Raw genomic sequence first — 13,741 nt, forward strand, 5'->3', positions numbered from 1 at the left:
GGATTCGAACCAACGGCCCCCTCCTTAAAAGGGAGATGCTCTACCGGCTGAGCTAACGAGACATTTTCTGAAATAAAAATGTGATTATGCCAAAATTAGCTCTATTTGTCAAGCTTTTTTAAATCATTTTTGGCATTTTCTCTCCAAATAACGAGAAAATATACTTATAGGTAAAGTCAAAACAAGATATGTAATAGCCAAAATTACATAAGCTTCAAGAGTAGCAAAAGTATAAGAATTTATCTCTTGTGCACTTTGGGTTAATTCATTTACAGCAATAACGCTTAATAATGAACTATCTTTAATTAAATTTGCAAATTGTCCACTCAGCGGTGCTAAAATATTTTTTAAAGCTTGGGGAAAAATTACATACGCAAAAACCTGCATCTCTTTTAACCCTAAAGCCCTAGCGCTCTCAAGCTGAGATATAGAAATACTTAAAATTCCAGCTCTAAATATTTCAGCTAAGTAAGCAGCAGAAAAACATGATAAAATAATAACTCCAGCCACATATCGATTATCAAGTCCTAAATTATTTGCAACGATATAATATATCAATAATACCTGCACTAGTAAAGGGGTTCCTCTGATAAGCTCTATGTAAAATATAGATAAAAATCTTAAAAAAACAATTGAACTTAAAGAAAAAGCACAAAAAACTCCACCCAAAATTATACTCAGTAATAAAGAAAAAAAACTGATTATTAAGGTATTTAAAAAACCTTGAAGAAATTTTTCTTTATAGGTCGCAATTGCACTAAAATCAAAATGATAAGCACTTATACTAAAACTACAATAACAAAACAATATTAAAAATAAAATCAAAAGAATTAAATTAGTGATTATTTTTGACTTTGATAGAGGTTTTAAAGGTTTAAAATTCTTATTTTTTTGGATAAACAAAGACAATAAAAATCTCCAAAATTACAATTTATTCATTTCTTAAAGTATCTAAAATGTTAATTTGAGTTGCTTTTTTTGCAGGATAAAAAGACGATAAAGCTATGATTATTAAAGCACCTATAATGGTTAAAGAAAAATCCATTAAAGACAAATCAAGTGGTAATTTACTGGTTCCATAAACATCAGCAGGTAAAGTTACAATATCAAAATTTCCTAAAAGCCATAAAGCAAAAAATGCAAGCATCACACCCACTATCATACCACCGCCGCCAATAAGCATGCCTAAGGCAAAAAAACTCTTTTTTACCTCATTTTTGCTTGCACCTAGGGCAAGTAAAAGTGCTATTTCACTGCGACGATTCATTACTATCATCAATAAAGAACTTACTATATTTAAACTTGCAACCAAAATAATAAGCATCAACACTATAAAAAGCGCTCTTTTCTCAAGCTCTAAGGCTGAAAAGAAATTTTTATTTTGTTCCCACCAGCCTACTACAGCATAATCGTCTTTTAAATAAGATTTAATTTTTTCAACATCCTTAAAAGCATTATCACTATATACATGAACTCCATCATAATTTGGATTTTTAGGCATTCCAAGTACTTTTTTCAATGCATCAACATCTGTGTACATATAAGCTTTATCATAAAATGCAAGCCCTGAAGTAAAACGCGCTTTAACATCAAAACGTTTAGTTTGTGGTACTAAAGAAAATCCACTAGGATTAAGATTTGAAAAAATAAGTGAAAGTTTGTCATTTTTATGCAAACCAAATTCATCAATAAGTGCTGATCCTACAAGTATATCAAAACCACTTAAATTCTCATCCTTTAAAGCTTTAGCAACCACTTCGTTTATTTTTTTTTCATCATTAAAATTAACGCCAAAAAGCACACCACCTTCAAAACGATTATCCCCCTTTATAACAACTTGAGTACTTATATAAGGGCTAAATAACAAATTTGGAAATGTTTTTCTTAACTCATCTATAAATTCATCATTTACAGGAGCGTAAAATTTAGGCAAAATAGTAATAGGATAATTCATCACAAAAAAGCGTTTTTCAAATTCTTTATCAAAACCATTCATAATTGCCATAGCTACAAGCAAAACACAAAGTCCTACGCAAACTCCTAAAAAGGCCAAAAGCATAGAAAGATTGATAAAGGGTTGTTCTTTATCAAATCTTAAATATTTAAAAAGTAAATATTTTAAAACGCTTTTATTCAAGCTAAAATTCCTTGCTTAGGACCACTTTTTCCATGGCATTCTTTAAATTTTTTTCCACTTCCGCAAGGACAAGGAGCATTGCGTGGAACTTTTTTAAACTCAGCTTCGCCAAGATTATCTTCGCTTGCACCCATTTCTACTGAGCTTTGAAGTAGCTTTTCATTTTCTTCATTGGCTTTATTTTCTAAATTTTGTACCTCTTCTTGATTAAATTGCACACTAAAAAGTAGTTTAATACTATCAAATTTAATACGATTAACTAGCTCCAAGAAAAGATTATAACTTTCTTTCTTATATTCCACAAGAGGATCTTTTTGATTGTATCCGCGAAGTCCTATTCCTGTTTTTAAAATATCCATTTGATACAAATGCTCTCTCCAAGCATTATCCAAAACTTGCAAATATAAAATACGCTCTATATTACGCAATTCTTTAATCTCAAGTCTTGACATCTTTTCATTATAAGAATTTTCAAGAATTTGACTTAGCTTGTCTTGCATTTCAATGACGCTTAAATTTTCAAAATCTTTTTCACTAATCTGAGTTGAACACTCATATAAAATTTTTGCTTTCAAATTTTCAAAATTTACATTAGAACCGCTTTCATCAAGCATATAATCATTCATTACATTTGTGCTATATTCAGCGATATTTTGAGAAATTTTAGCTCTAATATCATAGTTTTCATCTAAAAGCTCATTACGATAACGATAAATAGTTTTTCTTTGTTCATTTGCTACATCATCATATTCTAACAAATGCTTTCTGCTTTCAAAATGTAAGCTTTCTACTTTTTTTTGCGCATTTTCAACCGCTCTTGTAACGATTCTTGACTCTATGCTTTCGCCCTCTTCTATACCTAAGCGATCCATAATGCTTTTAATACGATCCCCACCAAAAATTCTTAAAAGATTATCTTCTAAACTTAGATAAAAACGACTTATTCCAGGATCGCCCTGCCTTCCTGCACGACCACGAAGTTGATTATCAATACGGCGGCTTTCATGTCTTTCTGTACCTATAATATAAAGCCCACCCAAAGCCCTAATCTCATCATCGATTTTTATATCCACACCACGACCTGCCATATTTGTAGCGATAGTTACGGCACCTTTTTTACCTGCATCTTGGATAATCAAAGCTTCTTGTTCGTGATTTTTAGCATTTAAAACATGATGAGGGATTTTCTCTTTTACAAGCATATTGTGAAAAACTTCACTGCGTTCTATACTTGCGGTTCCTACAAGCACAGGCTGACCTTTAGCATTGGCTTTTTTAATCTCTTCAATTACGGCTTTAAATTTTTCATTTTGAGTTTTATAGATAAGATCATCTTTATCTTGTCTTTTAATAGGAATATTTGTCGGTATAGAAATAACATCTAAACTATAAATTTGAGAAAATTCAGTCGCTTCTGTTTGTGCAGTTCCTGTCATACCTGCGAGTTTATTGTACATTCTAAAATAATTTTGAAAAGTAATATCTGCTAGAGTTTGGCTTTCTTCTTGAATTTTTACATTTTCTTTAGCTTCTAAAGCTTGATGCAATCCTTCACTAAAACGACGTCCTTCGCTTAAACGCCCTGTAAATTCATCAACGATGATAACTTCATTATTTCTTAAAACATAATGCACATCTTTTTCAAAAAGATTATGTGCCTTTAAAGCTTGATCAAGCTGATGTGCTAAGATAGCATTATCAAGACTGTATAAATTTTCTACACCAAAAAGTTTTTCAGCCTTAGCAATACCTGCTTCGGTAATCAAAACACTACGATTTTTCTCATCTACCACAAAATCACCCTCAGGTTTTGCAGGAGGTAAAACTACTTCGCCTTTTTGCATTTGCTTAGCTACTTCATTGGCTTTAATATAACCATCTAAAGTGCGATTTGTAGGGCCGCTGATGATAAGCGGAGTTCTTGCCTCATCAATTAAAATACTATCTACTTCATCTACAATAACAAAATTATGCTCTCTTTGAACTTTTTCAACTTTTGAAAATTTCATATTATCACGCAAATAATCAAAACCAAACTCATTATTGGTTCCATAAGTAATATCGCAATCATAAGCTTGCTTGTGCTCTATGTCACTATTTTGAGAAGAAAGAATCACACCTACGCTAAAACCTAAAAAATTATAAATCGCACTCATTTGCTCAGCATCTCTTTTGGCTAGATAATCATTCACTGTAACGACATGTACGCCTTTGCCACTCATGGCATTTAAAACAACAGGCAAGGTCGCTACAAGGGTTTTACCTTCTCCTGTTTTCATTTCTGCGATTTTTCCATCGTGTAAAACCATACCACCGATTAACTGCACATCAAAATGACGCATATTTAAAGTTCTCTTACCTGTCTCTCTGACTATAGCAAAAACATCATTTAAGATATCATTTTCGTTTTTTTCTCCGCTTAAAATTTGCTCTTTAAATTTTGCAAATTCGGCTTTTAATTCATCATCGCTTAAATTTTGATATTTGCCTTCTAAAGCATTGATTTGTGCTACACGCTTGAAGTATTTTTTAACTTCACGATCATTTTTTGTTCCAAAAACGGCTTTTAAGGTATTTAAAAACATTTTTAAACCTTTATAAATTTTTCAAACTATCATTATAACGATTATTTAATTAAAATTAGCTAGAATGATATAAAAAATATAATTTTTTTAAGGAAAATAAATGAAAAAAACATTCTTGATATTTTTTATTTTTATAGGACAACTTTTTGCCCTTGATCTTAATTTTAATACCTTTTCAAGCGATTTTATCCAAATAGTAAAATCCAAAAACTCTACACTTTCTTATTCTGGACATTTTATACTGAGTAAAGATCAAGCATATTGGAGTTATGATACTCCTAGTAAAAAAGAGATTTATATTAACAAAAATCAAGTAACCATAATAGAGCACGATCTAGAGCAAGTCATTTTCTCTCATCTTGATAACATTCCAAATCTTAATGAAATTTTCAAAAAAGCAAGTCTTATAGATAAAGATAAACTTGTAGCAAAATATGATAATATAAATTATACAATTAAACTCAATCAAGAGCAAATTCAAAGCATATCCTATAAAGATGAATTTGAAAATGATGTTATAATCAATCTAAACAATCAAATTAAAAATCCAAAAATTAATTCCGATGTTTTTAAGGCAAAAATTCCGCAAAATTATGACATAGTTCGCTAATTTTGCGTTGTATTTTCATCAAGCTTTATATCATAACCTGTTTGTGGTAAATGATAAGGCTTGCTTGCGTTATTTTCTTTGAATATTTGTGGAGGATTGGCGATTAAATCTCTTTTAATTTTTTCTTCTATATCTGGAGTCATTTTAGGTGTATTTAAATTATCTATATTGATTTCTCCATTGTCATTTTTATTTTCTTCATCTGAATCTTTGAAAAGCTGTTCAACTTGTTTGACTTCTAAATTTGGAACACTAGGAGTTGAGATCTTTTCAACACTAGGAACTTGAGTTTTAGGAGCTTCTAAGTTTTCAAGTGCTTTTTTTACCTCGCTGCCCATACCCTTCTCTTTAGCCTCAGTGCTTTCTAAAAAGCGTTTAAACTCCTCTAAATCAAATTTTTCCACTCCGCTTAAAGATATGATATATATATCATCTAATTTAATCTTATATTTCTTATCTAAAAATTTTTCTAAAGTCTTTTTAAAATTATTTTTTCCAATTTCTGTAAAAATATCTTCGTAAAAAAATCCTGAAATTACTGTATTTACAGCATCAATTAACTTATTTTCATTTTCTTTTAAATTATTCCCATCAAATTCCAAAGAAATTTCAACTTTTTTAAGAACATTTGTCCCACTTTTAGAATACAAATCTGTTCTTATGTTATCTATTTCAAGATTTTGAGCATTTAAACTCAAAACCAAAAAAACACTTAAAAATATTTTTTTCATTTAATGCCTTTAAATGATTTGTTCTTGTATTTCAAGATCTAAAAAATTATGTTTTTTATAAAATTCGATCACATTAGAATCTATTTTTAAAATATTAGCAAAATAAAATCCAAAATTTATCTTTTTTGTAGAATAAATTTTTAAAGTATTTGGGTTTGTAGCGCGAGAAAGAGCGACATAAAGCTGTCCATTTTCAAAAATATGATCAATATCACACACTAATTTTTCAATGCTCATACCTTGTGATTTGTGTATAGTAATAGCATAAGCTAATTTAATAGGAAACTGTGTAACACTTGCGAGAATATTAACAACAAAATCTTTACCTGATTGCTCAAGTTCTTCCATGAAAAAAGTATAAGGTTCAAGTAAAATTTTCATCCCATTATTTTTAATAATGCTAATATAAATTTTCTCCTCTTCATAAAGAATATCTTCTATAATGCCTTGCTCTCCATTATAATAATTCTTATCCCAATTATTTACACAAAAAATAATACGAGCGCCTATTTTAATATTTAATTCTTCCAATATATTTAAGCTTCTAATCCAAGAATCAAGCTCTTCATCTTTTATTCTCTTATCTTCTTTTTTAACCTGAGCTTTAAAGCATACAAGCGGGGTCTCAAGTTTGCTTAATTTTTCTTGATTAATATTGTTTACTTTTTTATTGATACCACAAAGTAAAGTATAATCATCTTCTAAATTTTCTAATTCTTTATAATCAATTCGCAAAGATTCAAAAAAGCTTAAAATTTTTTCATCTAAAAAACCTTGTCTAATCAAAGATAAATGGTTATAAAATTCCATATTTTGCGTTCTTTTAGGTTGAGAAAGTTTAACATTCTTAAAATTTAAATCTTGCCAAAAAAATGAAGAAAAAGCATAATAAGAATGGTTAAATAAAGTTTCCTTTTTTTCTTTAACTACGGGAGGCAATTGAAAAAAATCTCCTACAACTAAAATTTTTCCATTAAATTGAGAATTTTTAAGTCTAAAACCTATCATTTCAAAAACACTTGCACTAACCATGGAAATTTCATCGATAATAATAAGCTCAATCGTTTTTAAAAGTTCTTTAAGTTTTGTTAATTTTTCTTTTTGTTTTTGATTGCGATCCAATGCACTTAATTTCATCATATCATCACAATACCCTAAACAAAAAAAGCTGTGTAAAGTAACACCGCCTATATTAAACGCCGATAGAGCACTAGAACCAAGAGCTATGGCTAATTTTTTTTGTTTTCTATAAGATTTGATAAGCTCATTTGTCAAAAAGCTTTTACCAACTCCAGCACCACCACTTAAAAAAACATTATCATAAGCTAAAATTTTTTCTAGTTTATCAAGCATTATATTTCCTTGGCTTTAATTATAACTATTTTTTCTAAAAGGTTGATTATGAAATCTTGTTTATATTTTACTTTTATAGTGCTATTTTTAACAGCTTGTTCAACAAAAAATTTAACTTCACTTCATCATGAAAATTTAGAACAAAAAAATGAAAATCAACATTATGCAAAACTTGAATACGAACAAAATGTAAGCATTTTACCACAATTTGCTTACGATATTAATTTTGATGCAAAACGATATAAAAAATATTTCTTTAACCCTTGGCATGATTCGTTTAAAAATTACAAAGGACAAAATATTTTTTGGTCCTTTCCTTTATATTTAAATTCAAAAAATACTTATTATTTTTTCAATAAACAAATTATTCCACTTTCATGGTTTAAAAACGCTATAAATAATGCAAATATCCAAGAATTCGGTAAACTTAATCAAAAAGCTTTAATTATCCAAAATACAATCATTAAAAATCTTCCAACCCAAAGAGCTATCTTAAAAAATCCTTTTTTTGAAAATGAAGGAATTCCTTTTGACTATGCAAGCGATGGCATTTTAAATGCTGGAACCCCTGTCTTAATTTCACATTTTAGTAAAGATAAGCGTTATGCTTTTGTTTTAGGTGAAGCTGGATTTGGATTTGTTGAAAGTAAAAATTTGGAATTTTTCTCAAACGATAGAGCGAAAATCTATGAAAATCTCAACTTTATCACACCACTAAAAGAAAAATTTCCTATCTATAGCGAGGATGGTAAATTTTTCTTTGAAAGTAGAATTGGCGCTATTTATCCTTGCTACAAAGAAGATAAAAACTATTTTTATGGAAAAATAGGTTCTAAAAAATATAAAATTTCTAAAAAAGATGTATCTAAATTTCCTTTACAATTCAATGATAAAAATTTAAAAAATCAACTTTCACAAGTTTTAAATTTGCCTTATGGCTGGGGCGGTTATAATTTTGAAAGAGATTGTTCTTTACTAACTCGTGATATCTTTTCAGCTTTTGGACTTTATCTACCAAGAAATTCAGTTGCACAAAAAAATTCTTTTAATCATTTTGATATAAGCACTCTTAGCAATTCTCAAAAAAAAGATTTTTTAAACCGCTTTGGGAAAGCTTATCTTAGTTTACTTTATTTACCTGGACATATTATGCTTTATGCAGGACAAATTACAGATAATAATATTGCCATACATAATATATGGGGCTTAAGAAAAGATACAACCCAAAGACTTCTCATAAGTTCTAGCGTCATCACTTCTTTAGAAATAGGAAAAAATGAAATTTTAGAAGATAATTTGCTTTTATCAAGACTTAAAGAAATAAGTTTTATAAATTTAAACGAACAAGAAAAAGAGCAAATAAAAAGCTATCTTGAAAATATACAAAACAAATAAGATTTATTGATTTAATCAATAAATCTTTTAGTTAAATCTGCAAAATATTCTATGCGTCTATCTCGCAAAAAAGGCCACCAACGACGCACATTTTCACTTCTTTTTTTATCTATTTCTATGATTTTTACACATTCGTTTTGAGAATCTAAAAGACAAAGTTCTTCACCTTGAGGGCCAAAAACAAAAGAATTTCCCCAAAATCTAATGCCCTCTTCTACCCCACTTACATCTTTTTCAAAACCTACTCTATTGATAGCTACTACATATAAACCATTAGCTATAGCATGTCCTTTTTGAACACCAAGCCAAGCATTGAGCTGCCTTTGTTTTTCTTCATCTTCATCCTTATCAAACCAACCAATTGCCGTGGGATAAATAAGAATCTCAGCTCCTTTTAAAGCCATAATTCTTGCTGCTTCAGGATACCACTGATCCCAACAAATAAGCACTCCAAGCTTACCTAAACTTGTATTTATAGGTTCAAAACCCAAATCTCCAGGAGTAAAATAAAATTTTTCATAAAAACAAGGATCATCAGGTATGTGCATTTTGCGATATTTACCTGCTATAGAACCATCTTTTTCAAAAACCACTGCAGTATTATGATAAAGTCCGGCACTTCGTTTTTCAAATAATGAAGTAATAAGCACTATTTGATTTTTTCTAGCTATATTTGCCCAAAATTTCACATCTTTTTCATAATCATTAGCATAGTCAAAAAAATCCACATTTTCACTTTGACAAAAATACTCACTTTGATGAAGCTCTCCTAAACAAATAAGCTCAGCTCCTTGTTTAGAGGCTTCTTCTATAAATTCGCAAGTTTTTTTTATAGTTTGTTCTTTGTTTGAGTGAAATTTTTGTTGTATTAAAGCGATTTTCATTGTCTTTGCCTTTCTTGTTCTGCATCATCATAAGGATCTAAATGAATTTGTATATCCCATTTTTCATTTTCAAACATCTTACGCACACCTTCTTCTATTTCATCTGAAATTTTATGCGCATTTAAAAGCGAAATTATAGGGCAAAAAACCAAATGCACGCTTAAATAATTACAACTTGGAGTTTTACGCGTCTTTAATTCATGATAGGAAATTATTTCAGGATTATTAGAAATCAAAGTACAAATTTTATCCACTTGTTCCTTAGGTAAAGCCTCATCCATTAAAAAAGCCAAAGCTTTTTTAATGATTTTAAAAGCAGAAAATGCCGTATAAAGACTGATCACTATCCCAAAAATAGCATCAATAATATGTAAATTTGTAAAATAAATCAAAACCAAAGCCCCTAAAGTACAAGCATTGGTTAAGCAATCTGTTTTGTAATGCAAAGCATCACTTTCTATAATCAAACTTTTGGTTTTTTTAGCTACATAATTTAAAAAAAGCACAAGAAAAAAAGTCATAATTAAAGCAAAAATCATCACATAGATGCTTGAATTTAAATCTTTAATTTCTTCTTTATAATAAATCTTTAAAATACTCTCATAAAAAATAAAAATCCCCACGCCAACTATAAAAACACCTTCTAACAAACCCATTAAAGCTTCAATTTTAGAAAAACCAAAATTATAATTTTCATTCGCCTTTTGTGAGCTTTTTTTAAGAGCTAAAAAATTAAAAGCAGAAATAGCAAAATCCATTAAAGAATCAATCGCACTTGAAAGCACTGCAACAGAACCACTTGTTAAGCCTACTATAAATTTAACCAGGGCTAAAACAATAGCACATAAACTTGCTACAAGAGTTGCTTTTTTTTGCAAACTCATCTTAAACCTTTGAAACGATTTTGACAAGAACAATGCAAAGAACCGTTTTGTCGTAAAAACACTCTTGCATCTACTCCTATAATTTTATGATTGGGTAAAGCTTTAGAAAGTCTTTTAGTTATGATTTCATCATTTTTATCCTTATAAAAAGGCACAATTAAAGCATTATTTATAAAAACAAAATTCGCATAAGTCGCCCCCAATCTTCTTCCTTTATAGTATAAAGGCTTAGGTATAGGAAGTTCTACTAAATCAAAGCCTGTTTTTTTAAGCTCTTCTTTCATTTTTTGCAAAGGCAAATAATGCTCATCCTCTTCATCTTCACAAACACAATGTGCTATGGTATTTTTATCTATAAATCTTGCTAAGGTATCGATATGATGATCTGTATCATCACCTTTTATGAAACCATTTTCTAACCAAATAATTTGCTTTAAACCAAAAAATTCTTTTAATTTTGTATCAATTTGAGTTTTGTTTAGATGAGAATTTCTATTTTCATTTAAAAGACAATGAGAGCTTGTAAGCATCACACCCTCTCCATTAAAGTCAATGCTTCCTCCTTCTAAAACAAAATCCACCTTTTTAAGCCCCTCTTTAAATTTTTCTTTAAAAAGCTTAGAATTTACAGCATTATCAAGCTCACTTTGAAATTTATTTCCCCAAGCATTAAAAGTAAAATCAAGAGCCTTTAAACGACTATTTTCTACTATATCTATAGCTCCAAAATCACGTATCCAAGTATCATTTGTATCACATTTAAAAAACTCTACATTTTTTATATCTTTAAAATTTTCAAAATCACTCTGTTTAGGAGCTATAAGTAAAACTTTTTGAAATTCACTTACCGCTTTTACAAATTCTTTATAACTTTGCAAAATTTCCTCTAAATATGGACTCCAATCGCTTTTTTCATGAGGTAAAGAAAGTATGAGGTATTCTTGCTCGCTCCATTCAGGAATTGATTTTATCATTTAACTACCTTTTTTGATAATAAAATTATAATTGTATCATTTTTTGGAATTTTGTCAAATTTAAGAAGATTGCCTCGATATTTCGAGGCTTTAGTGTATTATTTAAAAAAGATTTTCATTTCATCATTACTTAAAACAAGTTTTCCATTTTCATTTGAAATTTTAAAAGTTCCTTTGAAATTTGAAAGGAAAGAATTTTCAAAATCCATTACATCCATTGGGTGACAAAGCATTTGAGTTGAAGCTACGCGATCACCTTCGATTTGCAAAGTATCTGCCTTAGTTTGGTAAGAACCAAAAAAACGATTACATCCTGAATAACCATAAAATTTATTATTTTCAAAACTAATATTTGGACTTTCCTCTGCGTTTTTTGGATCAAAAGTTTTACCATTAACTATAATTTTTTCTATTTTGAAAAGCTGGTTTTGCACAAGTTCATTATTACCTTTAGAAGTAGATGAAGTAATAGAAGTACTAGCACAACCTGCAAAAAAAGTTGCAGCTAAAGCAATTTGAAGCGTTTTTTTCATTTTATTCCTTTAAATTTGAAATTGGTTAAGTTCACTTTCGAGATTATGACACACTATTTTTAACTCATCTGCAACTTGAAGCAGAATTTTAGAAATTTCTTCATTCTTTTCACTTACTTCGACATTTTTTTGCATACGAGAAAGTAAATTTTGTATATTCTCTTGGGAAATTTTTATTTTTTCAGTACATTGAGTTACCAAAGCCCTAGCATCTTCGTTGCATAATTTAACCTCATTAGCATCATCAACCAATAAAGTGGTGTCATCATTTAAAGCTTGTATACTTTGAGCATTTTTCTTTAATTCTGCGCTAACCTCATTAATACTTTGCAAAAGCTCTTTTGTAATTTGAGCTATATTTCCTAAAAAATCTTCACTGTTCTGAGCCAATTGCCTAACATCCTCAGCAATTACAGAAAAACCTCGTCCAAATGCACCAGCCCTAGCTGCTTCTATGCCAGCATTTAGAGATAGTAAATTTGTTTTATCTGCGATCTCATCCATCATTTGAGTTGCTTTTTGTATATTACCTGCTTGATTAACCATATTTTCAACTTTTTTAGCCAATTCATTTTCATTTTGAGATACTGTTGATACTTTATTAGCAACATTAAACAAAGATTTAAGCATTTGCTCTAATAATAAAAAGGATTTTTCATTGGCACTATTTGCCTTATTTGACAAACTAGCAAGTTCTCCAAGTTCATTGCCAACATTTGCACCAAGCTTAAAACTTTGATCTATTTGTTTATGACTTTGTGAACTAATTTCACTTAAAGAAATAGCATTTGAATTTAAAAGATTGCTTTGTTTTTCTACATTTTTTGAATTATGACTTGCACCGCTAACTGCCTTGTGAGTTTTTTCGATAAATTGATTGATATATCTACAAGCTAAAGCAATTTCATCTTGACCTTTAACTGAAATACGAGCTTTTAAATTACCACTTCCTTGAGCTAATTCTTTAGCATGATTTAAAAGCTCTAAAACAGGCTTTCCAACAACAACTTTAAGCATTAAGAGAACCACACAAAGGGTAAAAATCAAAGCAATAGTAAATATTATAATATAAGATTGACTGGTTTTACTTATATCTTTTTGAACACCTTCTAAAGAATGCGATATATCCATAACCCCTATCACACTCCCTATATTAGCATTTGCATGACAAGCAACACAACTTTCATCTGCAATCAAAGGGCGTATCAATCTTAAATGCACAACACCATTTACATTTTCTTCTAAAGCTTGAATTTTAGGATTTGAAAATTGTTCTATAATACGCTTATCATTTGAAATTTGAGGGGCTTTCATCTCAAAAAGATCTATAGTATCTTTTGAAGGATAAATTTTAATATCACTAATACCCTCTATACTTTTTGCATCTTCAATAGCTTCTTTAATTTTTTCAGGATCTCCTAAATTCATAGCCATTCTCATTGTTTGAAAAACAGAAGTACTTACGGTATCTAAATTTGCCCTGCTCATTTTATTGGCAGTATTTTTAAAATCCAAATTTAAAATCACTTGCATAACAATAAAACTTATAAGCAACACCACAAAAATTGCAGCAGAAACCTTAAATCCTATAGTTTTAAACATCACAATTTCCTAAAAATAAAATTTTTCAGAAATATTTTACACATAATTTATTT

General features: G+C 29.3%; 12 protein-coding genes. 2 read left to right on the forward strand and 10 right to left on the reverse strand.

The window, feature by feature from the left end:
• Positions 1–123: 123 nt before the first annotated feature.
• From AJ884_RS00480 to secA, 3 genes are read right to left on the reverse strand one after another with little or no spacing between them, the layout of a single operon-like run.
• Positions 124–909, reverse strand: coding sequence for an amino acid ABC transporter permease (locus tag AJ884_RS00480; protein ID WP_044794404.1), 786 nt, complete (start codon positions 907–909; stop codon positions 124–126).
• A 22-nt stretch (positions 910–931) separates the two neighbouring features.
• Positions 932–2,137: an ABC transporter permease gene (locus AJ884_RS00485; protein WP_070233136.1), complete on the reverse strand. Its 1,206-nt coding sequence runs from the start codon at positions 2,135–2,137 to the stop codon at positions 932–934.
• On the reverse strand, positions 2,134–4,722 hold the full coding sequence (gene secA / locus AJ884_RS00490) for a preprotein translocase subunit SecA (protein WP_070233134.1): 2,589 nt from the start codon (positions 4,720–4,722) through the stop codon (positions 2,134–2,136). The genes AJ884_RS00485 and secA overlap by 4 nt, the downstream gene beginning before the upstream one ends.
• Positions 4,723–4,822: 100 nt before the next feature.
• On the opposite strand from secA, the gene lolA reads away from it, so the two are divergent.
• On the forward strand, positions 4,823–5,332 hold the full coding sequence (gene lolA / locus AJ884_RS00495; protein WP_002871477.1) for a LolA-like outer membrane lipoprotein chaperone: 510 nt from the start codon (positions 4,823–4,825) through the stop codon (positions 5,330–5,332).
• Here the strand turns inward: lolA and AJ884_RS00500 are convergent.
• A complete protein-coding gene (locus AJ884_RS00500) occupies positions 5,329–6,063 on the reverse strand; it encodes a hypothetical protein (RefSeq protein ID WP_070233129.1) in 735 nt (244 codons plus the stop codon). The two genes, lolA and AJ884_RS00500, sit on opposite strands and share 4 nt — an antisense overlap.
• A gap of 9 nt (positions 6,064–6,072) precedes the next feature.
• Positions 6,073–7,416, reverse strand: coding sequence for an ATP-dependent DNA helicase Pif1 (pif1, locus tag AJ884_RS00505; RefSeq protein WP_070233127.1), 1,344 nt, complete (start codon positions 7,414–7,416; stop codon positions 6,073–6,075).
• 48 nt (positions 7,417–7,464) lie between these two features.
• Between pif1 and AJ884_RS00510 the strand changes: the two genes are divergently transcribed.
• Positions 7,465–8,811, forward strand: a complete 1,347-nt coding sequence (locus AJ884_RS00510; protein WP_070233125.1) for an SH3 domain-containing C40 family peptidase — start codon at positions 7,465–7,467, stop codon at positions 8,809–8,811.
• An 11-nt stretch (positions 8,812–8,822) separates the two neighbouring features.
• On the opposite strand, the gene AJ884_RS00515 is transcribed toward AJ884_RS00510, so the two are convergent.
• The 5 genes from AJ884_RS00515 to AJ884_RS00535 all read right to left on the reverse strand — a co-directional run bounded on the left by AJ884_RS00515 (position 8,823) and on the right by AJ884_RS00535 (position 13,688).
• Entirely contained in the window at positions 8,823–9,695 is an 873-nt protein-coding gene (locus tag AJ884_RS00515) for an N-carbamoylputrescine amidohydrolase (protein ID WP_002871473.1), read from the reverse strand.
• Positions 9,692–10,579 (reverse strand): cation diffusion facilitator family transporter, encoded by an 888-nt coding sequence (locus AJ884_RS00520; protein ID WP_002853697.1) that lies wholly within the window; start codon positions 10,577–10,579, stop codon positions 9,692–9,694. Before AJ884_RS00520 ends, AJ884_RS00515 begins: the two co-directional genes overlap by 4 nt.
• Positions 10,576–11,553, reverse strand: a complete 978-nt coding sequence (locus AJ884_RS00525; protein WP_070286335.1) for an agmatine deiminase family protein — start codon at positions 11,551–11,553, stop codon at positions 10,576–10,578. Before AJ884_RS00525 ends, AJ884_RS00520 begins: the two co-directional genes overlap by 4 nt.
• Positions 11,554–11,651: 98 nt before the next feature.
• Positions 11,652–12,086: an META domain-containing protein gene (locus AJ884_RS00530; RefSeq protein WP_044779490.1), complete on the reverse strand. Its 435-nt coding sequence runs from the start codon at positions 12,084–12,086 to the stop codon at positions 11,652–11,654.
• 9 nt (positions 12,087–12,095) lie between these two features.
• Entirely contained in the window at positions 12,096–13,688 is a 1,593-nt protein-coding gene (locus AJ884_RS00535; protein ID WP_070274722.1) for a methyl-accepting chemotaxis protein, read from the reverse strand.
• Positions 13,689–13,741 lie beyond the last annotated feature (53 nt).

The organism is Campylobacter sp. BCW_6463 (genome assembly GCF_001762785.1).
Classification (GTDB): domain Bacteria; phylum Campylobacterota; class Campylobacteria; order Campylobacterales; family Campylobacteraceae; genus Campylobacter_D; species Campylobacter_D jejuni.